Raw genomic sequence first — 23,019 nt, forward strand, 5'->3', positions numbered from 1 at the left:
GCCCGATGAAATCCGTGTGACCGTATGGCAACCATCCAGCTCGTCCGTCACGCGACGCTGCTCGTCTCCATGGACGGAACGACCGTTCTGGTCGACCCGATGCTCGGCGCACCGGGCGACATTCCGCCGATTCAGAACTCGCCGAACGACCGGGAGAACCCGCTGGTTCCGCTTCCCGACGTCGACCTCTCACACGACGCGGTGCTGGTCACCCATCGACACCCCGACCACTTCGACGACGCCGCAGTCGACCGACTGGACGACGACACGCCGCTGTTCTGCCAGCCCGAGGAGGCCGACGCCTTCCGCGAGGACGGCTTTACCGACGTACGGCCCGTCGCGGATTCGATAACCTTCGACGGCGTCGAGATTACCCGGACGCCGGCCCGTCACGGATACGGCGACCTCGCCGAGCGGATGGGCCCCGTCTCGGGGTTCGTCCTCGATGGCGACCGAACGGTGTATCTCGCCGGCGATACCGTCTGGTACGACCCGGTCGCCGAGACCATCGACCGCCACGACCCCGACGCGGTCGTGGTCAACGCCGGCGCCGCGCGGTTCGTGGAGGGCGACCCCATCACGATGGACGCCGACGACGTCGCTTCGACCGTCGCGGCAGCCGACTGTCCGGTCGTGGCGGTCCATATGGACGCCATCAACCACTGTCTGCTGACCCGTGAGGATTTGCGGGACGCGGTTTCGGATGTGTTGATTCCCGAGGACGGCGACGAGTTGTCGGTCTGAGATATCGGAAAACTGGAGGCAGGTCTGTCTCGCCATCAGCCGTCGTACAGACAAAAAAGACGGCTCTATGCGCCTCTATCAGTCATCGTCTCTGTGATAGGTTTAGTTTTGATATAGCGACATTTTTTGAGATTCCAGTTTACAGAGCCTTGTATTCGTTCACAGGGATTGATATGGTGTCGGTAAGTCGTGACAGAATAGGATGAATAGGGGTTCCATTCGAGATTACGTGAACCAATCTGAGGCAGTTCTCGATTCTTCTCCGCAGATGGATGAGGCCAACACAAAGGCCGCCGTTCTGCGTGACTTTTTGGACCTTCTTGACTGGCAAATTCCGCAGAACACTCAACTCGAATACTCCGTTGAGGCGTTCGGGCAGACATATAAGGTCGATTATGCACTGATCCTCGACGGAACGCCGGTCGCCTTTCTCGAAGCAAAGGGCGCGGACACAGCACTGACCGACGACCACGAAGACCAGTTGTCGTCGTACATGACGAACAAGAACGTTACGTACGGTATTCTCACGAATGGAAAACAGTACCAGTTCTTTCAGCGCCGTGTCGACGCATCTAACGTAGACGTCCAGAAGGTGGGTGACGTATCTCTCGAAGACCTCCCTAACCGTCTGGCTGTTCTGAAAGCCTACGAGAAAGATGCAATCGAATCAGGGGAATCCGGCAAAATCCTCGGTCGGATCAATGAGTTACGGGAGGCCCGCCAAACCCTCGAAGCCAACAAAGACGAATTGGCAGTCGAACTCTCGGACACACTGGCTAATGAAATTTCAGGTGCTATCTCCTCGCTTGCGGAAACGCAGGCAAAGGAGATGATTGACCGGCTCGTAAAAGATATTGAGTCAGAGATAGACACCGACGGCGAGGGCACAGACGACCCGATAGGTGGCAGTAGCAGCGGGGGTATCGAACCAACAGGAAGCCGGATTGTCGGTCAAATCAAACGCGAGGAGATTGAAGGCGACGACGACGCGCAGGTTGCAGTATTCCCGACGAAGAAGTCCGGCCTACCGTTCTTGAAAGAAAACAACGCATGGGGATTCGTCCGAGTTGGAAGCGAGTTCGAGTACGTAGCAATGTACGTGACGGGCGACGTGCGTCAGGTCAAATACTTCGCTACGGTCAAGGATATAGTTCCACCAGAGGAGGCTGAATTATCTCGCCCCATCGAAGAATACGCAGACGGCGCGAAAATCGCGGACGACAAAATGGTCATTCGATTTGAGCCAGAGAGTCTGTACGAGTTGAATGACCCCGTTCCCTACGAAACAAAGTACCCACAGGGACTCCGCTACACCACGCTCGGAGCGCTTCGGTCAGCAGAGACGACGGACGATATGCTCTAACCCTCATCTCTGAATAGTTCCGTATCCGCACGGAAAACCGCATGCCGCTTCTCAGATTCGAGTCACCGAACCGCTCACTGACACGTAGGAGCAAGGACTGCTTGACCATCAGTCGATGGTCAGCATACCGCGGCGAGCGAAGCGAGTCGCGGTTTCACCGGACGCGACCGTAGGGAGCGTCCGGGTCGTTTTTCCCCAAGTTTTTACGAGGAGTGGTTCCCGCAGCGAGCGGAGCGAGCGAGGAAACCCGACGAAGTAAAAAGTGGGAGTATGCCGCCTCCCCGATTTGAACGGGGGACAGCTCGATCTTCAGTCGAGTGCTCTCCCAGTCTGAGCTAAGGCGGCTTGCATTCCCACCGACGCCGAGGCTATCAAAAAGGGTTTCGAAAACCGCCGCCCTGTGTGGGTCGGCCACGGGGCAGCCGCTGGGCGCGATGTACCGTTCGAGAAGTGGGCGCGGGCGGGTTCGAACCGGAGCCAACGGCTCCTGCTCGCTTGCGCTCGCAGACTGCCGCTGGCAGGGTTCGAACCTGCCGGGCGAACCTGCGGCTCGGCGTGTGTGCCTCGCCGCAGGATGTATGGGCGCGGGCGGGTTCGAACCGCCGATCTCGGCCTTGTAAGGGCCGCGTCATAGCCGACTAGACCACGCGCCCGCAACCGAGGGGAGACGGCCCGCAGGGGTAAGCCTTACTTTCCGCGACGGAACGCTTACCCGCCCGCAGTCCTTTCGTTTCGCCGATGAACACCCGGTGGGTCGGTTACGGTGTCGCCGCAACGGCCGTCGTCGCCGCAGTCGTGCTGGTAGGGCTGTCGAGCGGCGCACTCGCGCCGTATCTCGGCGGCTACGACGCGAACGCCGATTTCAACGAATCGCGGGACTACGACCACACCGAGGTGGCCGTCTACGACGGCGAGACGGACGAGGAACTTGGACGGGTCAACGCCGCCGTCGCCGACACCTTCTCGAAACGGTACGTCGGCCTCAGCGAGACGGACCACCTGCCGGAGGACCGCGGCATGCTCTTCATCCACGACGGCGCCGCCGAACGCACCTACGTGATGCGGAACATGTCTTTCGGCATCGACATCGTCTTCGTCGCGCCCAACGGAACGATAACGACGATTCACGAGGCTCCCGCCCCGGGCCCGAACGAGGACGGCGAGGACCAGCGCTACTCCGGTGAGGGCCAGTACGTCCTCGAGGTCAACAGGGGATGGACCGCCGAACGCGGCATCGAGGAGGGCGACCGCATCGAATTCGACCTATAAATGCGCGACACCCCGTCACACCCAAGCCGAAGCGTTATGCTGACTGAACGGTCAATTTAAACGAATGGGAGATATCGCGTGGGAGGACGACGACGACCCCTTCGAGGAGCAGCGCGAGAACGCTGAGGACCCGATGCGGCGGCTGTTCGGCGAGTACGGCCGCCCGAACAGCGTCCAGTTCGTCGTCGCGGTCCTCGCGAGCGTCTTCGCGCGCCTCCTCGACCTGTTGCCACCGGTGTTGCTCGGACTGGCGGTCGACGCCGTCTTCCGGAACGACAAGGCCTTCGCGCTGTGGCTGGTCCCGGAGGCGTGGACGCCGACGACACAGGACGAGCAGTTGCTCTTTACGGTCGGCCTCATCGCGGCGGCCTTCTTCTCCGGTGCGATATTCCACTGGGTGCGCAACTGGGGGTTCAACTCCTTCGCCCAGCACATCCAGCACGACATCCGGACCGACACCTACGACACGATGCAGCGGCTGAACATGGACTTCTTCGCCGACAAGCAGACCGGCGAACTGATGTCCATCCTCTCGAACGACGTCAACCGCCTCGAACGCTTCCTCAACGACGGCCTCAACTCCACGTTCCGGCTGTCGGTGATGGTGGTCGGCATCGCGGCCATCCTCTTTTGGCTCAACTGGCAACTCGCGCTCATCGCCCTCGTTCCGGTGCCGCTCATCGCGCTGTTCACCTACAAGTTCATCCAGATCATCCAGCCGAAATACGCCGAGGTCCGGTCGACGGTCGGGCAGGTCAATTCCCGACTGGAGAACAACCTCGGCGGGATTCAGGTCATCAAGTCGGCCAACACCGAGCGCTACGAGTCCGAGCGCGTCGACGACGTCTCCGGCGATTACTTCGACGCCAACTGGGACGCCATCGAGACGCGCATCAAGTTCTTCCCCGGCCTGCGGGTTATCGCCGGGGTCGGCTTCGTCCTCACGTTCCTCGTCGGCGGTATCTGGGTGCTGGCGACCGAAACGACGGGCGCCGCGCCCGGTCCCCTGACCGAACCGCTCTACACCGGCGAGTTCGTCACGTTCATCCTCCTGACCCAGCGGTTCATCTGGCCGATGGCGCAGTTCGGCCAGATTATCAATATGTACCAGCGCGCCTACGCCTCCGCCGAGCGAATCTTCGGGTTGATGGACGAACCGGACCGCCTCGCCATCGACCCCGACGCCGAACCGCTGGCAGTCGACGAGGGCCGCGTCGAATACGACGAGGTCTCCTTCGGCTACGACGACGAGACCATCGTCGACGGAATCGACTTCGAGGTCGACGGCGGCGAGACCCTCGCGCTGGTCGGCCCCACGGGCGCCGGCAAGTCGACGGTCCTGAAACTCCTGCTTCGCCTCTACGACGTCGACGAGGGGGCAATCCGCATCGACGGGCAGGACCTCCGTGAGGTGACGCTGCCCTCGCTGCGACAATCCATCGGCTACGTCGGTCAGGACACGTTCCTCTTCTACGGGACGGTCCGGGAGAACATCACCTACGGCACCTTCGAGGCCGACGACGAGGCCGTCGTCGAAGCCGCGAAGGCCGCCGAGGCCCACGACTTCATCGAGAACCTGCCGGACGGCTACGACACGATGGTCGGCGAGCGCGGCGTGAAACTCTCCGGCGGCCAACGGCAGCGCATCTCCATCGCCCGCGCGGTCCTCAAGGACCCCGACATCCTCGTCCTCGACGAGGCCACGTCGGACGTCGACACGGAGACGGAGATGCTCATCCAGCGGTCGCTGGACAAACTGACGGCCGACCGAACCACCTTCGCCATCGCCCATCGACTGTCGACCATCAAGGACGCCGACAAGATTCTCGTCCTCGAGGACGGCGAAATCGTCGAGCGCGGCACCCACGAGGAGTTGCTCGACGACGGCGGCCTCTACGCCCATCTCTGGGGCGTCCAAGCCGGCGAAATCGACGAACTCCCACAGGAGTTCATCGAACGTGCTGCCGAACGACAGGCCCGTACCGATGTGGAAGTCGAGACGGACGACGACTGACGGGCGTCGTGGGACGGCGGATTCAAGACGCCAGCAACCGACCACCGGATATGCTCCGGTTGGCGGTGGCGACGAACGCCGAAACCCTCGGTCGAGTCCGCGAACCCCTCCGCGAACGCGGCATCGAGGCCGAACACGTCCCGACCCGCGAGCGCGCCCAACCGCTGGACGAACCGCTGGTTGACGGGGCCTTCGACGTCGGGTTCGTCTATCCGCCGCGCATCATGGAAGGCGGCGTCGGCGACGCCCTACTCGATGTGCCGTGGGTCAACGACCGCGAGGCCGTCCTCCGTTCGCGGAACAAGGCGGGCGCGCTCGCTCGCCTGCGGAAAGCGGGCATCGATACGCCCGACAGCGTCTACCTCTCCAATCCCGTCGACCGGTCGGAACTCCGCGCGGCCTTCGAGCGGTTCGACCCCCCCGTGGTCGTCAAGCCCAACTCCACGACCCGCGGAGTCGGCATCGCCAAGGCCCACGACCTCGATTCCTTCCTCGGCGTCTGCGATTACCTCTCGTTGGTCCACGACTACCGGGCGGCCGACGACCGGTCGTTCCTCGTCCAGGAGTTCCTCCCCGACGCCCGCGACTACCGGGCGATGGTCGTCGACGGCGAGTTCGTCGGGGCCGTCGAACGACGCCTGCCCGAGGCCGACCGCGAGGCGGGCCGCTGGAAACACAACGTCCACCGCGGCGCCGTCGCCGAGGGCGTTGACCTACCGGTCGAACTCCGAGCGCTCGCCGAGGACGCAGCCGCGGCGCTCGATATCGACTGGCTCGGCGTCGACATCCTCGCGACCGGCGACCGCGCCGTCGTCAACGAGACCAACGCCCGGCCGACCGTCGACGACGCGACGAAGTACGAGGCGGACTTCTACGACCGGTTGGCGGCGCTCATTCGACGGACCGCGTCTCGACGCCACTGATTTCGAAGCGTGCGCCGCCGGCTTCGCTTTCGGTCGCGTCGACCTCCCAGCCGTGGGCGTCGGCGATGGCTTCGACGATGGCGAGGCCGAAGCCGCTGCCGTCGTCGCCCGAATAGCCGGGGTCGAAGACGTTCTCGCGTTCCCCCTCCGGGATGCCCGTCCCGTCGTCGGCGACGTAGAGGGTGTCGTCTTCGAGGCCGACTTCGATGGTGACGCCGGCATCGCTGTGGTCGACGGCGTCCTCGCGAGCCTGCGAGCGGGAGTCCGTCGAACCGTGCTCCGCGGAATTGGCGACCAGATTGCTCAAAAGCGAGTAGAGGCGCGGCTGCTCGGCGACGACGGCCGCGTCGTCCGGATAGGCTTTCTCGATGTCGGTGCCGGTGGCCGTCTCGATGTCCGAGAGCATCGGGTCGAGCGCGACCGGCGCCGCGTCGTCGACGACCTCGCCCTGTTTGGCCAACTCCAGTACCTCGTCGATGAGCGTCTCCATCCGGTCGAGGGCCGTCTCGATCTCCTCGAAGTACGTCTCGTCGCCCGTCTGCCGGGCGAGATGGAGGTTGCCGCTGGCGACCGACAGGGGCGTCTTGAGGTCGTGTGAGACCAGCGAGGCGAACTCCTCGAGCTGTTCGTTCTTCCGTTCGAGCTGCTGTTCCCGCTCCGTTCGCTCGCTGATGTCCCGGCCGATACCGACGAGTCCGAGCACGTCGCCGTCGTCGTCGGTCAACTGGGCGGCCGCGAACTCGTAGGGTATCTCCTCGCCGTCCTTCGTTACGAGCGCCGATTCGATGGTGACGGTCCGGTCGTCCTCGAGTGCGACCTCGATGCCCGCTTCGACCGTCTCGCGGTCGGCCTCGGGGACGAGTTCGACGGGGTCCATCTCGGCAATCGCCTCGTCGTCGTAGCCGGTCACCGACGTCAGGCGGTCGTTCCAGCGGATGAACCGTCTCGATTCGTCGAACACGTAGAAGACGTCCGGAAGCGACGAGAAGATGCTCTCGGTGATGGCCCGCTCCTCGCGGAGTTCCGCCTCCCGCTCCTTGCGGTCGGTGATGTCCCGGCCCTCGGGGACGAGCAGCGTCACGTCGCCTTGCTCGTCGGTCACCGGCCGCAGCGAGTAATCGACGATGATGGTGTCGCCGTCGGCGCCCTCGACGGGAAACTCGTCGCGATAGAAGGTTCCGTCCCGCGCCTGCTCGACCGACTGGCGGGCGATGCGGCGGGTTTCGTCGTTGAACTGGAACCACGGCGTCTCCCACAGCGGCGTATCGAGGACGGCCTCGCGGTCGGCCCCGACGAACTCCAACGCCGTTTCGTTGGCCTCGATGAGCGTGCCGTCGGGTTCAAGCAGGCCCGTGAACTGATAGGTGTTGTTGAAGACGGCGTCGTAGCGGCGCTCGCGTTCCTTCTGGTCGGTCACGTCACGGAAGTAGACCGAGAGGCCGGCCTCGTCGGGGAAGACCCGCACCTCGAACCACTCGTTGAGCGGTTCGTAGTACTCCTCGATGGTGACCGTCTCCTGGTCCGCCATCGCGCGCTCCATCCCCGTTTTGAATCGGGTGCCGGACGCCTCGGGAAACGCCTCCCGAATGGTGCTGCCGACGAGTCGCTCGGGGTCCGAATCGAGGAGTTCGCCGGCGCGCTGATTGACGTACGTGAAGCGCCACTCGTCGTCGACGGCGACGAAGCCGTCGTCGATGCGCTCGTAGACGCGGCGGACGCGGCGGTCGGCGGCCGTCGCTCGCTTCTCGGCCCGGTACCGCTCGACGGCGTTCGTTATCCGGTTCGCGAGGACGGCGAACCGGTCGGAGTCAGCCCCCTTCCGGAGGTAGTCGGTGACGCCGGCCCGGACGGCCTCACCGGCGATGTCCTCACTTCCCTTGCCGGTAAAGAGGATGAACGGCAGGTCGGGCGCCCGCGCTCGGACGGCTTCGAGGAACTCGATGCCGTCCATCGCCGGCATGTCGTAATCGGCGACGACACAGTCGAACGAATCGAGGCGGTCGAGTGCGGCCATCGGGCCCGTTTCGGTCTCGACCCGCAACTCGTCGTGTCGCTCCAGAAGCCGCTTCGACGTCCGCAGGAACGACGGCTCGTCGTCCAACTGCAGAACGGAGATGACGGAATCGCGTCCATCCCCCACGTCGGCCCGTTCCCCCTCGGACCCCGATGTCTCTCGTCCCCTCCTCCCGTGGCGAACCATTATACCATCGTTCCGTTTTTTCGGAATAAACATGCCGTCGATTTCGAGAGCCGATACGGACGCCAGCCGTCCGTCCGAGTGCTGTCAGGAGAGGTCGATGTTCGCGGAACTGCCGGTGCGGTCGAGGCGGATTTCGAGGACGCCGTTGTTGAACGTCGCCGTCGCGGAGTGTTCGTCGACGCGTGCGGGCAACTCGATGCGTTCCTCGTACTCGCTTCGGGCGGTCGATGCCGAGATGGTGACGTGCCGGCCGTCGCATTTGATGTCGATGTCCTCCTTGGCGACGCCGGGCATGTCCGCGACGACGGTCAGTTCGTCGTCGGTCTCGTACACCGAGACGTGCGCGTCGTCGCCGAAGCCGGCGCTTCCGGGACCGTTCACGCCGCCCGTCATCTCCTCCATCATTCGCTCTATCTCGCTGAAGATGTCGTCGAAGGGGTCGTCGCGGTCGTCTCGGCGCATGTGGCGAAGTTGGTCAGTATCGCTCAAAAGCCTTCTGTCGGGGGCAGAACTCGATACCGCTGGCAGGAGGTATCGCCGCTCCCGTTCTTGGACCCCTATCAGTTCTCGGCCAGCCACGCCTCGATGTCGTCGGCGCGTGCGCCGCGGCGAACGATGTCGTTTTCGGCGACGTTGACGACGGTACTCTCCGTGCCGGGCGTCTCGCCGGTATCGAGCACGACCGCCGCGCGCTCGCGAACCTCGAGTGCGATATCTTCGACGCGGCGGGCGCTCGGCTCGCCGCTCTTGTTCGCGCTGGTCGAGGTAATCGGTCCGGTCCGCCGTGCGAGTTCCCGCGAGAGGTCGTGGTCCGGAACGCGAACCCCGACGCGGTCACCGCCGGCGACCAACACGTCGGGCACGCGGTCGGTCCGCTCCAGCAGGACGGTCACGGGGCCGGGCAGAAAGCGGGCACAGAAGGAGGCCTCGCGGTCCGAGACGTGGGTGTAGTCCCGCGCGACCTCGGCGTCGGGCAGCGCCATCGAGATGGGCTTGTCGCGGGGACGACCCTTCGCCTCGAAGACGCGCTCGATGGCCTCGGGGTCCAGCGCGTCGGCGGCCAGCCCGTAGACCGTCTCGGTCGGATAGACCACGAGGTCGCCGCGGCGGATCGCGGCGACGGCCTCGGTGAGGTCGATGTCGCTCTCGGTCACGGCCGGACGTATGGATTCGACCGATTACAGTCCTTCGATGGCGCCCTCGACGGCGTCGTACGGCGGGAACTCCGGCCACTCGGTGGCGACCCACGCGAACTCGACCGTCCGGTCCTCGTCGACGACGAAGACCGCGGGCCGCGGCTCGGCGACGCCCGCCATTCCATCGAGGTCGTTGACGATGCCATATTCTTCGGCGACGCCGTTCTGCGGGTCCGAAAAGAGCCGGTACTGTTCGACCCCCCACTCCTCGAGGAACCGGGAATGCTCGTACGGCGAGGAAATCGAGAGGCCGACGACGGAGGCGTCGTAGTCGTCCCAGCCGCGCTTATCGACTTCCTGCCAGATGTAGGTGGCCGGGAAGTCGCCGTCCATCGGGTGGAAGACGAGGACGACCGGACCGTCGTCGGTCAACTCCGACAGCGAGGCGTCGGCCCAGTACTCGTCGTTGACCAAGGGGCGGGTGAAGTCGGGGGCCTCGTCGCCGGGCTCGGGGTGGTCGGCCTCACCGAGTTCGACGACGTCGAAGCCGAGATTCATTCGCCGTCACCCCCAGCGGCGCTCGCGGTGACGCGTTCGGCGTCGGTCGCGCCCTCGCCGTAGGTCGCCTGAAGGTACTCGACGATGTTCGCGCTCTCGCTCATCGTGACGCCGGTGTTGTCGTCGACGATGGCGGGGACGGTCCGGGCGCCGGTCAGTCGCTTGACGGCGTCCCGGCGGGAGTGACGCGCTTCGACGAAGCGGGACTCGTAATCGAGGTCGAGGTCGTTCAGGACGCGTACGACGCGTTCACAGAAGGGACACGCCTGTAGCCGGTATAGCGTGATTGCGGGTTCGCTCATGGAGGGGTGTACGGGCGGTCCGCGCCTAAGGGTGTCGCCCGCGGCCATCGGTTCGACACGACCGCGTGGGACATGAGTAAGCCTTAATCCTGCGCCCGCAGAAAACCGCACGTCCAGATGGGCTCTCTCGCGTGGTACGTCGCTCGTGTGATACAGGTCGGACCCGACCCGGGTACGCTCCCGCTTAGTGATGCGACCATCGCCGCCCTCGGCGGGGCGGCGATTTTCGGGCTGTTGCTACTGTCGGCATTCTTCTCCTCGTCGGAGATTGCGATGTTCTCGCTGCCGCCCCACCGAATCGACTCGATGGTCGCGGACGGTATGCCCGGCGCGGAGATACTGAAATCGCTGAAGGACGACCCACACCGACTGCTCGTCACCATCCTCGTCGGCAACAACATCGTCAACATCGCGATGTCCTCTATCGCGACGGGACTGCTCGCGCTGTACTTCCGACAGTCCATCGCCGTCTTCATCGCCACCTTCGGTATCACGGCGCTCGTGTTGCTGTTCGGCGAGAGCGCCCCGAAATCCTACGCCGTCGAGAACACCGAGTCGTGGGCGCTGCGGGTCGCCCGACCGCTGAAGTACTCGGAGTACTTCCTCCTGCCGCTCATCGTCACCTTCGATTACCTCACCCGGCAGGTCAACCGTATCACCGGCGGGCGGGGTGAAATCGAGTCGACCTACGTCACCCGCGAGGAGATCCGCGACATCATCGAGACGGGCGAGCGCGCGGGCGTCCTCGAGGAGGACGAACGCGAGATGCTCCAGCGCATCTTCCGGTTCACCAACACCATCGCCAAGGAGGTCATGACGCCGCGGCTCGACATGGAGGCCGTCTCGACGGACGCGACCATCGAGGACGCTCTCCAGAAATGCGTACAGGGCGGCCACACTCGCCTGCCGGTCTACGAGGGCAGCCTCGACAACGTCCTCGGCATCGTCCACGTCAGCGACCTCGTGCGGGATTACACCTACGGCGAGAAGGACGACATCGAACTCGAGGACCTCATCGAGGAGACGCTCCACGTCCCCGAATCGAAGAACGTCGACGAGTTGCTCAAGGAGATGCGCCGCAAGCGCCTCCACATGGTCATCGTCATCGACGAGTTCGGGACGACCGAGGGGCTTGTGACCATGGAGGACATCACCGAGGAAATCGTCGGCGAACTGCTCGAAGCGGGCGAAGAAGAGCCGATCGAGTTCATCGACGACGACACGGCCATCGTCAAAGGCGAGGTCAACATCGACGAGGTCAACGAGGAACTCGACATCCACATCCCCGAGGGCGAGGAGTTCGAGACCCTTGCCGGATTCATCTTCAACCTCGCGGGTCGCCTCGTCGAGGAGGGGGAGGTCATCGAGTACGACGGCCTCGAAATCCTCGTCGAGCGCGTGGAGAACACGCGCATCCTGAAGGCCCGAATCACCCGCACCGAGGACTACGACGAGGAAGCGACCGACGAAGAGGAACCGGGCACCGAGGAGTAAGCGCCGCCGCCTTTCGAGGCCCGACTCACAACACCAGCGAGAGCCCCGTATAAAGCCCGTAGCTGAGAACGCTGGCGCCGACCAGCGAGCCGACCCACGCCAGCACGGTATAGCCCATTTTGCCGCCGCTGACGCCGCCGGAACCGGCGGCCGCGCCCGCGCCGACGACCGCCGAGACGATGATCTCGTTGAAGGAGATCGGCACGCCGAGGAAGATGGCCACCTGCGCGATGGTAAAGGAGGGAATAAGCGCGGCGATGGACCGACGCGGCCCCAGCGAGGAGTAATCCTGCGAGATGGCCTTTATCATCCGCGGGGCGGCGGTCCACGACCCCAGAAGGAGCCCGAGGCCGCCACCGAAGAGGAGCGCGACCAGCGGCACCGCGAAGTCGACGGTGTCGAAAAGCGGCAGCAGCGGCCCCAAGGCGAGGCCGACCTGACTGCCGCCGGCCGAGAAGGCCACGAGCGCCCCCAGCGCGATCAGGAAGTGCCGTTGGCCGGCTTTCCGGTCGTTGCGCATATCGGCGCCGAGGGCGATACCGGCAGCGACGGCCACGAGAAGCGTCACGGCGATGCGACCGGGTATCGAGGCGGTCGCCGTCGTCGCGACCGAGGCGGCCTCGCCCGGCGGGCCGAGCAGCACGAACTCGACGTTGGCGATTATGGCGCCGACGACGCCGGCGAGGACGGGTATCGCGACGAGTTCGGGGATGGCATCGTTGCGGAGCGCTCTGGCGGTCCCGTAGGCGATACCGCCGCCGACGAAGGGCGTCAGCGTCCAGACGGCGAGGATTTCCGTGTATTTCGCCCACGCCGGGCCGCCACCCATCGCCAGTCCGGCGCCGACGACGGCGCCGGTGACGGTGAAGGCGGTGGCGATGGGATAGCCGGTGAAGATGCCGATGGCGACGAGGCCGGCGGCGATGGTGAGCGCCACGATGGCCGCAATGGGCGTGAGCGTCGCCCCGACGACGAGCTCGCGGCCGACGGCTTCGGTCACGTTCGCACCCTGCAGGGTAGCACCGAGCAAGCCGAGGATACCGACGAAGAAGCCGGCGCGCATCACGGAGATAGCGTTGGCGCCGACCGCGGGCGCGAAGGGCGTCGACCCCGAGGAACCCGCCCCGATGGCCCACGCCATAAAGAGGCTCGCGACGCTGGCAGCCAGAAACGTCCCGAGTGTGACCGCATCCATTGGCCCCCGATAGGTCTCCCCTCCGTATAAATACCCGTTGGACGGCTGCCGGCGAACGCGAAACGGGTTTGGTCCGTCGGTCCGGACGGGAAGGTGTGCCGGACGACGACGACGCTGCGACCGACGTGGACGACGCGTACCTGACGCTCGCCGACCGCGCGGACGCGAGTTTCACCGTGCAGGGCTCGGAATTCCTCGCCCACGCGGCCCCCGTCGAGAGCGTCGCCGCCGCCGAGGCGTTCATCGAGGAGATCGAGGCCGCATACGACGACGCGACCCACAACGTCCCCGCCTACCACGTCCGCGCCGACCCCTTCCGCGAGTACGCCTCCGACGACGGCGAACCCTCCGGGAGCGCGGGCAAGCCGATGCTCTCGGTGCTGCAGGGCCGAGAGATAGAGAACGTCTGTGTCGTCGTCACCCGCTATTTCGGCGGCACGGAACTCGGCGTCGGCGGCCTCGTACGCGCCTACTCCGGCGCCGTCAAGGACGTCCTCGATGCCGCGGATATCGTCGAAGAACGCCCTCACGAGGCGTTTTCGGTCACCGTCGACTACGACGATTCGGGCACGGTTCGGGGCATCCTCGAAAGCGAGGGCGTCGAGTTCGAGGCCGACTACGGCGAGGCAGTCGCCTTCGAGGTTCGTGTGCCCGTCGTCGAGGCCGATGCGCTTCGGGACCGTCTCCGGAGCGCTACCAGCGGCCGCGTCGACCCGTAGTATCGCCGCCGTATGCCGAACGTCTGACGCTTCGACAGGAACGAAACCGCAAGACTGCAGTTATTTCCACGTGAAGGAGAGGGGTTGTGTCCGGTTCTCGTGGAGATAGTTCCCACGAGGCGCGTGTGGGATTTCGACCCGAAACGGAGGGCGGGTCGGAGAGGGTGGCCTCAGGTGCCGAACGCACGGTCGCCCGCGTCGCCGACGCCGGGGACGATGTAGCCGTCGTCGTCGAGGCGCTCGTCGATGCTGACGGTGAGGATGTCGGCCGCGGGGAACTCCTCGTCGACGCGGACGAGTCCCGGCGGTGCGCTCACCGCCGAGAGGACGACCAGTCGTTCGGGGTCGCCCATCTCCATGACCTCTTCGAGGACGGCGACCATCGTCGACCCCGTCGCGAGCATCGGGTCGGCGACGATGACGGTGTCGTCCTCGTTGATTTCGGGGAGTTTCACGTAGTCGACGGTGATGGGGAACTCGCCGTCCTCGTCCATGCCGGCTTCCTCGTCCCGTCCCGCGGAGATGACGCCCTGTCGGGCATGTGGGAACGCGTCGACGAGCCCTTCGACGAAGGGAGTCGCCGCGCGAAGTACGTTGACGATGACGACGTCGTCGAGGCCCTTGACGACCTCGCCGGTGGTCTCGGCCAGCGGTGTCGTAATCGAGACGTATTCGGTCTCCAGCATTCCGTCGATGATCTCGAAGCCGCAGAGACGACCGAGGTCGACGAGGCCGTTCCGAAACGCCACCTGATCGGTCTCGTCCGAGCGAAGCTCCGAGAGCGTGTGCTTCGCCAGCGAGTGAGTGATGACGTGTGCGTCATCGCGGTCCTCGATGGGCATACAGGTACCGCGTACGCCGTCGGCTTAAAGCCCGCCGATAGGCGACAAAAGGTAAGTCGATGTGGCCCGAACGGGTCGCCAATGGAGGTCGAAGAGAGCGTCTCGGGGTTCAAAGTCCGCGGGCGCTGGGTCGATATCGTCGAACACGGGGAGCGAATCACGCGCGCACTCAAGGACCTCGTCGAGGAGGACCAACCGGTCGACGAGGACGCGCTCGAGGAGTGGGACGACTGGCGGCCGAAAGCCGAGGAGCGCCTCAGCGAGGACGTCAGCGAGAAAACCGCCGAGAAGGCCAGCGTCTCCGAGGGCGAAGGCGAGAAGGCCGGCAAGGAGCCCGAGGACGACCTCAGAACCGCCGGAGAGAAGCTCGCCGACTCCTACGACCGGCTCGAAGAACCCGAGGAGGCCGTCGGCGAGTGGCGCGAATCCATCAACCACGTCGCCCGGGCGGCCGACTCGGCCACCCGGAAGGCGCTCCGCAAGGTCGAAGACAGCGTCTACCAGAACGTCATGACGCAGGTCTCGCCGTACTACTTCGACAACGAACTCGTCAGCGCCAACGTCCGGTCGGTCGGCGAGGGCGACGACTACGTCTTCGAGGTGAACATCAACGACGACGACCTGAAGATCCGCGTCTCCAACAAACTCGCCGACTACGAGACCTCGGTCGACCGCTGGCACGTCGACATTCCGAAGGAAACCGACGTCGCCGAAGCCGTCGAGGGCCACCCGCCACCCGAAGAGGGCGACGAGGAGACCCACGGCGAGTCCGAACCGACGAAGAACTAGCGTCGGACGTAACTGCTCGAAGTTCCGTCTCGTGACGTGCCTCGAGACGGACTGTTATCTACTCCAACTCGATTTTGCGGACGAACTCCAGATCGCGAATCTCGTTGAGCAACTCACCCGGAATCGGCTCCTCGGTGATGATGTAGAGCTTCGGCTCGTCGGTGAACTCCGGGTCCTCGCTTATCGTCTGCCGGATGGAGATGCCGTCGTCGGCCAGCATGCCGGTAATCGTCGCGACGATGCCGGGCTGGTCGGCATCGGTCGGTCCGACGGTGAGGACGTTCAGGTCCAACACCGGCGCCAGGTCCATCAGTGACGGAATCGCCGAGATGTTCTGGAAGATGCGTCGGAGTTCGTCGTCGGCGAGGATGGCGTCGGTCGTCGCATCGACCACGCGACGGTCAACGTCGATCTCGCGGGCGATTCCCGTGTTGGGGATTTCGATACCGCCCGAAACGACGCGCCCCTCGTCGTTGACCGAGAACCCACGTTCGAGCAACAGCCGAATGACAGCCTGCTGGCTGGGGCTGTCCTCGAATTTCCGCATGATCTCGTCGAACATACGCGTTCGTCGAAGGGAGGGGTGTTGTTAGTTGCGCCGACTGCGGGCCGCCGGTCGCCGGCGATTGGACGGCCTTTTGTCCGCCGGCGGCCGACCGACTAACATGGAGCTCTCAGAGATGTTCGCGCGGATGCCGTACAACGACCACCTCGGCATCGAACTGGTGGAGGCTGAGGACGGCCACGCGGTCGGAGAGTTGGAACTCGCCGAGGAGCACTCCTCGAACCCGGACCGGTTCATCGCCCACGGCGGCGTAGCCTACTCGCTGGCCGACACCGTCGGTGGCGCGGCGGTCATCTCCGCGAACTTCACCGTCACGCCGACCATCAACATGCGGATGGACTACCTCGCACCCGCGACTGGCGGGACGCTCCGTGCGGAGGCCGAGGTCATCCGCAATGGCGACAGCGTCGCCACTGTCTCGGTCGACGTGACCGACGAGGACGGAACCGACATCGCAACCGCCCGCGGGACCTACAAGACAGGCGGCGGCGATGGTGGGTCGGCATGGCGCGGCGAGGACGCCGAATAGCGAACAGGCGATGCAATACCTCCCGACCGACGCTGCACCACGCTCCCGCGAGACGCCGGCCGGCAGTTCTCAGGTCATACCGGCAGTGGCCGCGTTTTTGCTTATAAATAATGGTGGTGATTCTGGGACTTTTGTTGGATAGAGCGTGGCGAGTTCCCTGACTGCAATACCCCCGAAGCCCTCGGCCGGCTGGCGGACGCTCAGCGACATATCCTCATGGTTCGAAAGACGCCTTTGGCGTCTTTCGTCATCACGAAAGGCGCGTAGCGCCTTTCGAACGACTTCGTTCGGATAGAGGTCGCTGAGACGACCACACAAGCGCCAACCGGCCTCGCCCTTCGATTCCGCCAGGCTCCACAACCGCACCACTAGCCTCCCCAACCGACTCCTTCCCTCACTTCGTTCGGTCAGTCGTCCCTCACGGCTCCCTTCGGTCGCCGTTCGGGTATTCGAGGGTCTCGCTCCCTCCGGTCGCTCCGACCCTCTCAATCCCTCGCACGGTATCGTCCGGCCGCCGCTCACGGACTTACGGGTCGCTTCGCTCCCCGTTCGCCATCGAGGGTTCCCTTCGGTCACCCTCGCAACCTCGCGGCGGCCGGCCAGCGCGCGCCGAGGGCTTTCTGGCTGTTTGCGTTTGGACTGTCGTCGAAGTTCTATTTATAAAAGAAAGAAGCAGCGATTAGTCGTCAGCAGGCGTCGCGCCGGAACTGCCCTCTACGCTCGCATCGGGCACAGTACCGTCGTCGTTCCAGCCGCGGAGGTCGTAGTAGTTGTCGAGTTCGTCGTCGAGACCTTCCAGTTCGTAGGGCAGGTCGTCGTCGTCCGCGCGGTCGAAGCCGCGCTTGTTGTTGAAGTGGCGTTCGAGGCCGATGATGCGGCCGCCGACCTCTTGAATGGTCTCCCAGTCGGTGTCGAACAGGCGGGCGTACCGGTCGTGGGTCATGTTCGAGAAGGCGAACTTACAGAGGACGCCGGAGTCGTGGACGGCGTTCTTGTTCTCCATCTCGATGAGGCGGTCAGATTTGCCCTCGACGCCGTCGGAATCGAGCGCCTGGTCTGGGGCAACGAGCGGGTACTCGAGCTGGTACATCTCGGCGTACATGTGGTCGGCGCCGCGGTTCGAGGTGGCGAAAGAGAGGCCCTGCCCGTTGAGCGTGCGGCCGTCGTGGGCGGCGAACTCCATGCCCTTCATCGTCCAGTTGTCGACGCCCAACTCGTCGTGGAAGCGGTCGATGCCCTCGGCGAGGGTGTCGCCGATGCCTTCGCGGTGGGCGATTTTCTCGATGGTCTCGTGGATGAGGTCGGTGTTGCCGAACTCGTCTTCGGCGGCGAGATAGGCGGCGATGGCGTCGCCACAGGAGATCGTATCGAGGCCGTACTGGTCGCAGAGTTCGTTGGACTTCATGATGGCGGCGAAATCGTCCACGAGGGCGTTCGAGCCGAAGGACATCATCGTCTCGTATTCGGGGCCCTCGGTTTCGAGGCCGCTTTCCTCGTCGCGGGTCGGGAGTTTGCAGGCGAAGGCACACGACGAGCAGGTGCCCTTCTTGTACTTGTGCTCGATGACGGCGGCGGAGCCGATCTGGTCGACCTTGTCGTAGCTGAGTTCCTCGAAGTACTTGGTCGGCAGCGCGCCGACGGAGTTGGCGTAATCGGAGACGGAGACGGTACCGGCGTCCTTCATGGGGCTGCTGGACTCGGAGGCCTCCGTGTGAATCTCCATGATGAGGTCGTCGTCGAGGCCCTCGATGTCGGGACGGGAGTCGCCGTCGAAGGTGAGGAACTTGACGTTCTTGGCGCCGAGAACGGCGCCGAGGCCGCCGCGGCCGAACGCGCGGGACTCGGAGGTCATGATGGATGCGAAGCGAACCTCGTTTTCGCCCGCGGGGCCGACGACGGCGGTGTGTTCCGCATCGAGGCCCGCCGACTCCTCGATGTGTTCGATGGTCTCCTCGACGGTCGCTGCCTCGAGTTCGTCGACCGTCTCGAACTCGACGCCCTCGTCGGTGACGTGGATGCCGACGAGTTCGTCGCTGGCACCGGCGATTTCGACCGCGGAGTACCCGGTGTCGACGAACGGCCGGGACATGAAGCCGCCGGCGTTCGACGACAGCAGGCCGTCGGTGAGCGGCGAGAGGCCGGTACAGGACATCCGGCCGGTGTAGCTCATCATCGACGTCTGGAGCGGGCCGGCCGCGAAGACCAGTCGGTTCTCCGGGCCGAGCGGGTCGGCGTCGAAGGGGATGCGGTCGTGGGCGAGTTTCGTCCCGACGCCGCGGCCACCGATGAACGATTCGAGCACGTCGTCGATCGCCGCCTCCGTCGTCTCCTGTGTGCCGACGTCGATAGTGAGTAGCGGACCCTCGCTGTGTATCATTGTCTGTGGATAGGTTACACCGACCCACAATAAAGCGTGCGCCGTCGGACCGAGGGACGTTCTTGGGCGGGCGGTCCGGTTCCGCGTCGGAGGCCGACACGGAGACGATTAAAAAGGCCGGCTATGGCCACCAGCAGGCCTATTCAGGAATCCGCTAACACTCGGTCGATGACGGATTACGACTCCCTGACACGACGGCGACTGCTCCGTGCTGGCGTCGCGAGCGCGGTCGGCATCGGCGGCATCGGCGCGGCGTCCGCGACCGACACCGACGGCGTGGACGAAACGGCGGTGCGGGATTCGGCCGAACGAATCGGTCCGTGGGACCTGAGCGGCCTCGACGACGCCACCGAGACCGTCGACGCCGCGTCGGTTCCCGAACGGTCCTCGGGTATCGGCCCGGGGTCGATGCTCCTCATCGAACGGGACGGCACCACCGCCGGTTGTACCGCCAACTTCGTCTGGGAGGACGGCGGTTCCTACTACCTCGGCGCGGCGGGCCATTGCTTCCTCGCCGACGGCGCCGTCGGCGAGAACACCGCCCCCGGCGGGGACTCCCTCGATATCACCGTCCGGGTCGGCGTCGACGACTTCACCTTCGGGGGGCTGACGGCCCTGAACGGTCTGCGCGGGACGACCTACGAACTCGGCGACGTGGTCTACGCCCGACAGGCCGCGGACGACGGCACGCAGGTCGGCCACGATTTCGGACTGGTCGAGATTCCGCAGGAGGCCATCGACGCCGGCATCGTCGACCCCTCCCTGCCGCAGTTCGGCGGGCCGACCGGCGTCGTCGAGTCGGGGGCGCTTCCCGCGGGCGAGCCCATCTGCCAGTACGGCAACGGCGTCGCCAACGGCGAGGTCTTCCCGACGAAGGGCCGCCGCGGCGCCTCGCTCGGCGACCTCGGCGACTACCGGAGCTGGTATGCGGCCCTCCGGGGGTCGCCCGGCGACTCCGGGTCGGCCATCCTCGGTGCGGACCCGACCGCCGACCCCGAGGGGACGGTCGCGGCGGGCGCGCTGACCCATCTCACGGCACAGGGAACGGCGGGGACGACCGTCGAGCGCTGCAAGGAGATGACAGGCGAGGACGTCGGTCTGAACGTCGCCGTCGTCCAGCAGGGCGAGCTGTAGCGTCGCCTAATCTCCGCGGCAGACGGCCATCGCGTCTCGGACCGCATCGTGGTCGCCGATGAGCGTGAGGTGGTCGCCGCGTTCGAGGACGTAGTCGGCATCCGGGACGAACGTCTCGCCGTCGTGTGTGACGAGGCCGATGAGACACCGGCCCGGGAGTTCGGGGCCGACCTCCCGTATCGGCCGGCCGATGAACTCCTCCGACTTCACCGTCACTTCCTGAACGTCGCCGCCCTCCTCGATGTTCCGGGCCCAGCGGGCCATCGCCGGGCGCTCGATGGCGTTGTCGATGGCCTGTGCGGTCGCCAGCGTCGAGGAAATCGTATCGACGCCCAGTTCCTCGAAGGCCTCGACGTTCTCGGCGTCGTTGACGCGACAGACGACCCGTTCGGTGTCGAGTTTCGTGGTGGCGAGTTGGCCGATCAGGAGGTTCACCTCGTCGTCGCCGGTCGTCGCAACGACCGTCCGGGCGTTGTCGGCCCCGGCGGACCGAAGCGTCTCTATCTTCGTGCCGTCGCCGATGTGGACGGCAAAGCCCGCTTCGCGGGCTTGTTCGATGACTGTTTCGTCGTTTTCGATGATAACGACGTTCTCTCCCCGGTCTTCGAGACGGCGGGCGACCTCGCGGCCGACCTGTCCGCCGCCGATGACGAGTACACGCATTGGTATCACATCCAGGAACTCCGCGATGTGGCGGGCGAGACCGCCCTGCAGAACGACCGTCGAGAGGATGACGAGGAAGACGGTGCCGACCAGGAGGGTTGCGGCCTCGTCGTTGCCCGCCGCCTGCAGTTCGATGGCGAAAAGCGTCGCGACCGACGCGGGGATGATGCCCCGCGGGCCGACGAAGCCGACGAACAGCCGCTCGTTGCGGGTGAAGTCCCCGCCGACCGTCGAGAGGTAGACCAAGAGCGGCCGGATGACGAACATGATCGCGAGGACGACGACCACGCCGCCCATCCCCAGAGCCAGCAGGTCCCCGAGTTCGAGCAGCGCGGCGAGAGCGATGAAGACGAACGACAGCACGATGAGCGTGATGTCGCCCTTGAAATCCGAAATCTGCTCCTCGTAGGGGAGATCGAGGTTGCCGAGGACGACGCCCGCGGTCGCGACGGCGGCGACGCCGGCCTCGCTTGCGACCGTCTCGCCGGCGCCGAAGGCGACCAGCGCACCAGCCAGCACGACGAGGCGGGCGTTCTGCGGGGCGCTTCCCGGTGAGAGGTCGATATACCGGAGGACCAGCCACACGATGCCCGCAACGACGAGACCGATGGCGACGCCGCCCCCGAACCGCTCGATGAAGAGGCCGAGAAACGCCGACAGCGTCGGTTCGTCTAGCCGAAGTGTCTTGAACACCACCACGGCGAGGATGGCGGCGGTCACGTCGTTGACGATACCCTCGGTCTCGAGTGCGGCCTGCACCCGGTCGCGGACGGGCACCACCGAGAGTATCGGCGTGATGACCGTCGGGCCCGTCGCGACGAGCAGCGCGCCGATGAGGAAGGCGAGCCCCCAGCCCGCCCCGAGGGCGAACCGGACGACGGCGGCCGTTCCCACCAAGGCGACGAGGGCACCGATGGTGATGAGCCGGAGGCTCTCGCTGGTGGCCTGCCGGAGCTTTTCGATGCGGAGGTGGAAGGCGCCCTCGAAGACGATGATAGCGACCGACAGGCCGACGATAGCCGGAAGCGATGCGAAGGAGTCGTCCGTGATGACGCCCATCCCCTCGGGCCCGAGGGCGATGCCTGCGGCCAGCAGGAAGACGATACTCGGGACCTCGAAGCGGTCCGCGAGTAGCTGGGCGGCGACGCCGATGGCGATGATAGCCGCGACAAGCGGAATCAGTTGGCTCGACACGGACTGGCCTCCATCGACTACCGGTTCTGCTGCCAGTCGAATAAACCCCTGCGGTACCGAGGTCGATTACGCCTCGCGGTCGTCGAGATAGTGCAGCACACCGCGGACGTTCATCGCGATCTGACCGCTGGTCATCTCTTCATCCCAGACCTCGCTGATATCGTGCTCGGCGACGAAATGTTCGATGACCGCCTCGTCGTCGTCCAGTTCCGCTCGCTTTTCGGCGACGGCTTCGACCCACGCAGTGATCACGTCGACGTACTCCGAGAGCCGGTCGTCGGTCGGCGCGTCCCCGAAGTGACCGTAACAGAGTATCTCGGGGTCGAGTCGGGCGATCATGCGGGCGTCCTCGATGACGCCTTCGAGGGCGAAGCCCGGCGGTGGCGACGTCTCGTGGATGGCGTCCCACTCGGGAATGTAGATACCTGCTGCGTCGGCAGTGAAGACGACGGCGTCGTCGCGTTCGTGGAAGACGAGTTGGTGGAACGCGTGGCCGGGCGCGTGGTGGGCGTGGAGTTGGCGGTCGCCGAGGTCGACCGTCGCGCCGTCGTGGAGCGGTTCGATTCGGTCGACCGGGACGGGCTTCGGCTTCGTGTAGTGTTCGATTACGTCGCCGACGGCCTCCTTCGTGCCCTCCCAGAGGGGGTCGGGGTCGGTGAGGAACGTCGCGCCGCTTTCGTGAACGTAGACGTCGGCGTCCGTCTCGTCGGCGATGAACCCCGCCCCGCCGGCGTGGTCGAGATGGACGTGCGTGGGGATGATGGCCGCCAAGTCGGCCGGCGCGATGCCGACCGTCTCCAGCGCATCGAGAATCAACTCGTAGTTGGTCCCGATACCCGTATCGACGATTGCCGGCCGCTCGGCGTCGAGGATGTAGACCGCGCCGTACTCGGGGGTGTCGTACATCCCCGTATCGACGTAGAAGAGGTCCGTCGCGCCGTCGACTTCGTGAACGTCTCCGATTGCCATACCGAAGGTGGGCACCCGGCAGTCCTAAAGCCAGCGGACC

The 23,019-nt window shown here is 65.2% G+C and carries 22 protein-coding genes and 2 tRNA genes; 10 read left to right on the forward strand and 14 right to left on the reverse strand.

Annotated features, from left to right (window positions below; all coding sequences use genetic code 11):
- The first annotated feature begins 24 nt into the window (after nt 1-24).
- On the forward strand, nt 25-744 hold the full coding sequence (locus U5914_RS06945; protein WP_336135031.1) for an MBL fold metallo-hydrolase: 720 nt from the start codon (nt 25-27) through the stop codon (nt 742-744).
- Between the two features lie 268 nt (nt 745-1,012).
- Entirely contained in the window at nt 1,013-2,107 is a 1,095-nt protein-coding gene (locus tag U5914_RS06950; RefSeq protein ID WP_336135032.1) for a type I restriction enzyme HsdR N-terminal domain-containing protein, read from the forward strand.
- A gap of 271 nt (nt 2,108-2,378) precedes the next feature.
- Here U5914_RS06950 and U5914_RS06955 read toward each other — a convergent pair.
- A tRNA-Phe gene (locus U5914_RS06955) sits at nt 2,379-2,452 on the reverse strand.
- A gap of 234 nt (nt 2,453-2,686) precedes the next feature.
- Nucleotides 2,687-2,760, reverse strand: a tRNA-Val gene (locus tag U5914_RS06960).
- 85 nt (nt 2,761-2,845) lie between these two features.
- On the opposite strand from U5914_RS06960, the gene U5914_RS06965 reads away from it, so the two are divergent.
- From U5914_RS06965 to U5914_RS06975, 3 genes are all read left to right on the forward strand, one after another.
- Complete coding sequence (locus tag U5914_RS06965; protein WP_336135033.1) at nt 2,846-3,376, forward strand: DUF192 domain-containing protein; 531 nt, start codon at nt 2,846-2,848, stop codon at nt 3,374-3,376.
- 64 nt (nt 3,377-3,440) lie between these two features.
- A complete protein-coding gene (locus U5914_RS06970; protein ID WP_336135034.1) occupies nt 3,441-5,390 on the forward strand; it encodes an ABC transporter ATP-binding protein in 1,950 nt (649 codons plus the stop codon).
- A gap of 50 nt (nt 5,391-5,440) precedes the next feature.
- Nucleotides 5,441-6,313, forward strand: a complete 873-nt coding sequence (locus U5914_RS06975) for an ATP-grasp domain-containing protein (protein WP_336135035.1) — start codon at nt 5,441-5,443, stop codon at nt 6,311-6,313.
- Here the strand turns inward: U5914_RS06975 and U5914_RS06980 are convergent.
- The 5 genes from U5914_RS06980 to U5914_RS07000 all read right to left on the reverse strand — a co-directional run bounded on the left by U5914_RS06980 (nt 6,282) and on the right by U5914_RS07000 (nt 10,509).
- Nucleotides 6,282-8,513 (reverse strand): PAS domain-containing protein, encoded by a 2,232-nt coding sequence (locus U5914_RS06980; RefSeq protein WP_336135036.1) that lies wholly within the window; start codon nt 8,511-8,513, stop codon nt 6,282-6,284. The two genes, U5914_RS06975 and U5914_RS06980, sit on opposite strands and share 32 nt — an antisense overlap.
- 84 nt (nt 8,514-8,597) lie before the next feature.
- Nucleotides 8,598-8,975, reverse strand: coding sequence for an Hsp20/alpha crystallin family protein (locus tag U5914_RS06985; RefSeq protein ID WP_336135037.1), 378 nt, complete (start codon nt 8,973-8,975; stop codon nt 8,598-8,600).
- Between the two features lie 98 nt (nt 8,976-9,073).
- A complete protein-coding gene (locus U5914_RS06990) occupies nt 9,074-9,667 on the reverse strand; it encodes an L-threonylcarbamoyladenylate synthase (protein ID WP_336135038.1) in 594 nt (197 codons plus the stop codon).
- A gap of 24 nt (nt 9,668-9,691) precedes the next feature.
- Complete coding sequence (locus U5914_RS06995) at nt 9,692-10,207, reverse strand: redoxin domain-containing protein (protein WP_336135039.1); 516 nt, start codon at nt 10,205-10,207, stop codon at nt 9,692-9,694.
- The gene (locus U5914_RS07000) at nt 10,204-10,509 is read right to left on the reverse strand and encodes a glutathione S-transferase N-terminal domain-containing protein (protein WP_336135040.1); all 306 of its coding nucleotides are present in this window, start codon (nt 10,507-10,509) and stop codon (nt 10,204-10,206) included. Before U5914_RS07000 ends, U5914_RS06995 begins: the two co-directional genes overlap by 4 nt.
- 117 nt (nt 10,510-10,626) lie before the next feature.
- On the opposite strand from U5914_RS07000, the gene U5914_RS07005 reads away from it, so the two are divergent.
- The gene (locus tag U5914_RS07005) at nt 10,627-12,003 is read left to right on the forward strand and encodes a hemolysin family protein (RefSeq protein WP_336135041.1); all 1,377 of its coding nucleotides are present in this window, start codon (nt 10,627-10,629) and stop codon (nt 12,001-12,003) included.
- Between the two features lie 25 nt (nt 12,004-12,028).
- Here U5914_RS07005 and U5914_RS07010 read toward each other — a convergent pair whose 3' ends face one another.
- Entirely contained in the window at nt 12,029-13,198 is a 1,170-nt protein-coding gene (locus tag U5914_RS07010; RefSeq protein WP_336135042.1) for an inorganic phosphate transporter, read from the reverse strand.
- A gap of 95 nt (nt 13,199-13,293) precedes the next feature.
- On the opposite strand from U5914_RS07010, the gene U5914_RS07015 reads away from it, so the two are divergent.
- The gene (locus U5914_RS07015; RefSeq protein ID WP_418766750.1) at nt 13,294-13,917 is read left to right on the forward strand and encodes an IMPACT family protein; all 624 of its coding nucleotides are present in this window, start codon (nt 13,294-13,296) and stop codon (nt 13,915-13,917) included.
- Between the two features lie 170 nt (nt 13,918-14,087).
- Here the strand turns inward: U5914_RS07015 and upp are convergent, their stop codons facing one another.
- Nucleotides 14,088-14,759 (reverse strand): uracil phosphoribosyltransferase, encoded by a 672-nt coding sequence (gene upp, locus U5914_RS07020; protein ID WP_336135043.1) that lies wholly within the window; start codon nt 14,757-14,759, stop codon nt 14,088-14,090.
- Nucleotides 14,760-14,840: 81 nt separating this feature from the next.
- Between upp and U5914_RS07025 the strand changes: the two genes are divergently transcribed.
- A complete protein-coding gene (locus U5914_RS07025; protein ID WP_336135044.1) occupies nt 14,841-15,548 on the forward strand; it encodes a DUF5828 family protein in 708 nt (235 codons plus the stop codon).
- Nucleotides 15,549-15,606: 58 nt separating this feature from the next.
- Here U5914_RS07025 and U5914_RS07030 read toward each other — a convergent pair whose 3' ends face one another.
- Nucleotides 15,607-16,110, reverse strand: coding sequence for an amino acid-binding protein (locus U5914_RS07030; RefSeq protein ID WP_336135045.1), 504 nt, complete (start codon nt 16,108-16,110; stop codon nt 15,607-15,609).
- A 103-nt stretch (nt 16,111-16,213) separates the two neighbouring features.
- Between U5914_RS07030 and U5914_RS07035 the strand changes: the two genes are divergently transcribed.
- Nucleotides 16,214-16,642, forward strand: coding sequence for a PaaI family thioesterase (locus U5914_RS07035; protein WP_336135046.1), 429 nt, complete (start codon nt 16,214-16,216; stop codon nt 16,640-16,642).
- Nucleotides 16,643-16,711: 69 nt separating this feature from the next.
- Here U5914_RS07035 and U5914_RS07040 read toward each other — a convergent pair whose 3' ends face one another.
- Together U5914_RS07040 and U5914_RS07045 are read right to left on the reverse strand one after the other, a co-directional pair.
- Nucleotides 16,712-16,852: a hypothetical protein gene (locus tag U5914_RS07040; protein WP_336135047.1), complete on the reverse strand. Its 141-nt coding sequence runs from the start codon at nt 16,850-16,852 to the stop codon at nt 16,712-16,714.
- Nucleotides 16,853-17,321: 469 nt separating this feature from the next.
- Complete coding sequence (locus tag U5914_RS07045; RefSeq protein WP_336135048.1) at nt 17,322-19,019, reverse strand: aldehyde ferredoxin oxidoreductase family protein; 1,698 nt, start codon at nt 19,017-19,019, stop codon at nt 17,322-17,324.
- Nucleotides 19,020-19,187: 168 nt separating this feature from the next.
- On the opposite strand from U5914_RS07045, the gene U5914_RS07050 reads away from it, so the two are divergent.
- The gene (locus U5914_RS07050) at nt 19,188-20,153 is read left to right on the forward strand and encodes a hypothetical protein (RefSeq protein WP_336135049.1); all 966 of its coding nucleotides are present in this window, start codon (nt 19,188-19,190) and stop codon (nt 20,151-20,153) included.
- A gap of 6 nt (nt 20,154-20,159) precedes the next feature.
- Here the strand turns inward: U5914_RS07050 and U5914_RS07055 are convergent, their stop codons facing one another.
- Nucleotides 20,160-22,010 carry a cation:proton antiporter domain-containing protein gene (locus U5914_RS07055; protein WP_336135050.1) on the reverse strand — a complete coding sequence of 617 codons (1,851 nt, stop codon included), beginning with the start codon at nt 22,008-22,010 and terminating at the stop codon, nt 20,160-20,162.
- Nucleotides 22,011-22,076: 66 nt separating this feature from the next.
- Nucleotides 22,077-22,979 (reverse strand): MBL fold metallo-hydrolase, encoded by a 903-nt coding sequence (locus U5914_RS07060; RefSeq protein ID WP_336135051.1) that lies wholly within the window; start codon nt 22,977-22,979, stop codon nt 22,077-22,079.
- Nucleotides 22,980-23,019: the final 40 nt, after the last annotated feature.

The organism is Natronomonas amylolytica, assembly GCF_037031205.1.
Classification (GTDB): domain Archaea; phylum Halobacteriota; class Halobacteria; order Halobacteriales; family Haloarculaceae; genus Natronomonas; species Natronomonas amylolytica.

What these genes read in the sequence shown, in the direction of transcription:
- U5914_RS06975 (WP_336135035.1), top strand. Translation starts at nt 5,441, where the DNA reads ATGCTCCGGTTGGCGGTGGCGACGAACGCCGAAACCCTCGGTCGAGTC.
- U5914_RS07010 (WP_336135042.1), bottom strand. Translation starts at nt 13,198, where the DNA reads ATGGATGCGGTCACACTCGGGACGTTTCTGGCTGCCAGCGTCGCGAGC.
- U5914_RS06985 (WP_336135037.1), bottom strand. Translation starts at nt 8,975, where the DNA reads ATGCGCCGAGACGACCGCGACGACCCCTTCGACGACATCTTCAGCGAG.
- U5914_RS07000 (WP_336135040.1), bottom strand. Translation starts at nt 10,509, where the DNA reads ATGAGCGAACCCGCAATCACGCTATACCGGCTACAGGCGTGTCCCTTC.
- U5914_RS07030 (WP_336135045.1), bottom strand. Translation starts at nt 16,110, where the DNA reads ATGTTCGACGAGATCATGCGGAAATTCGAGGACAGCCCCAGCCAGCAG.
- U5914_RS07005 (WP_336135041.1), top strand. Translation starts at nt 10,627, where the DNA reads ATGGGCTCTCTCGCGTGGTACGTCGCTCGTGTGATACAGGTCGGACCC.
- U5914_RS06995 (WP_336135039.1), bottom strand. Translation starts at nt 10,207, where the DNA reads ATGAATCTCGGCTTCGACGTCGTCGAACTCGGTGAGGCCGACCACCCC.
- U5914_RS07040 (WP_336135047.1), bottom strand. Translation starts at nt 16,852, where the DNA reads ATGTCGCTGAGCGTCCGCCAGCCGGCCGAGGGCTTCGGGGGTATTGCA.
- U5914_RS07050 (WP_336135049.1), top strand. Translation starts at nt 19,188, where the DNA reads ATGACGGATTACGACTCCCTGACACGACGGCGACTGCTCCGTGCTGGC.
- upp (WP_336135043.1), bottom strand. Translation starts at nt 14,759, where the DNA reads ATGCCCATCGAGGACCGCGATGACGCACACGTCATCACTCACTCGCTG.
- U5914_RS06945 (WP_336135031.1), top strand. Translation starts at nt 25, where the DNA reads ATGGCAACCATCCAGCTCGTCCGTCACGCGACGCTGCTCGTCTCCATG.
- U5914_RS07025 (WP_336135044.1), top strand. Translation starts at nt 14,841, where the DNA reads ATGGAGGTCGAAGAGAGCGTCTCGGGGTTCAAAGTCCGCGGGCGCTGG.
- U5914_RS06950 (WP_336135032.1), top strand. Translation starts at nt 1,013, where the DNA reads ATGGATGAGGCCAACACAAAGGCCGCCGTTCTGCGTGACTTTTTGGAC.
- U5914_RS06980 (WP_336135036.1), bottom strand. Translation starts at nt 8,513, where the DNA reads ATGGTTCGCCACGGGAGGAGGGGACGAGAGACATCGGGGTCCGAGGGG.
- U5914_RS06970 (WP_336135034.1), top strand. Translation starts at nt 3,441, where the DNA reads ATGGGAGATATCGCGTGGGAGGACGACGACGACCCCTTCGAGGAGCAG.
- U5914_RS07060 (WP_336135051.1), bottom strand. Translation starts at nt 22,979, where the DNA reads ATGGCAATCGGAGACGTTCACGAAGTCGACGGCGCGACGGACCTCTTC.
- U5914_RS07035 (WP_336135046.1), top strand. Translation starts at nt 16,214, where the DNA reads ATGGAGCTCTCAGAGATGTTCGCGCGGATGCCGTACAACGACCACCTC.
- U5914_RS06965 (WP_336135033.1), top strand. Translation starts at nt 2,846, where the DNA reads ATGAACACCCGGTGGGTCGGTTACGGTGTCGCCGCAACGGCCGTCGTC.
- U5914_RS07045 (WP_336135048.1), bottom strand. Translation starts at nt 19,019, where the DNA reads ATGATACACAGCGAGGGTCCGCTACTCACTATCGACGTCGGCACACAG.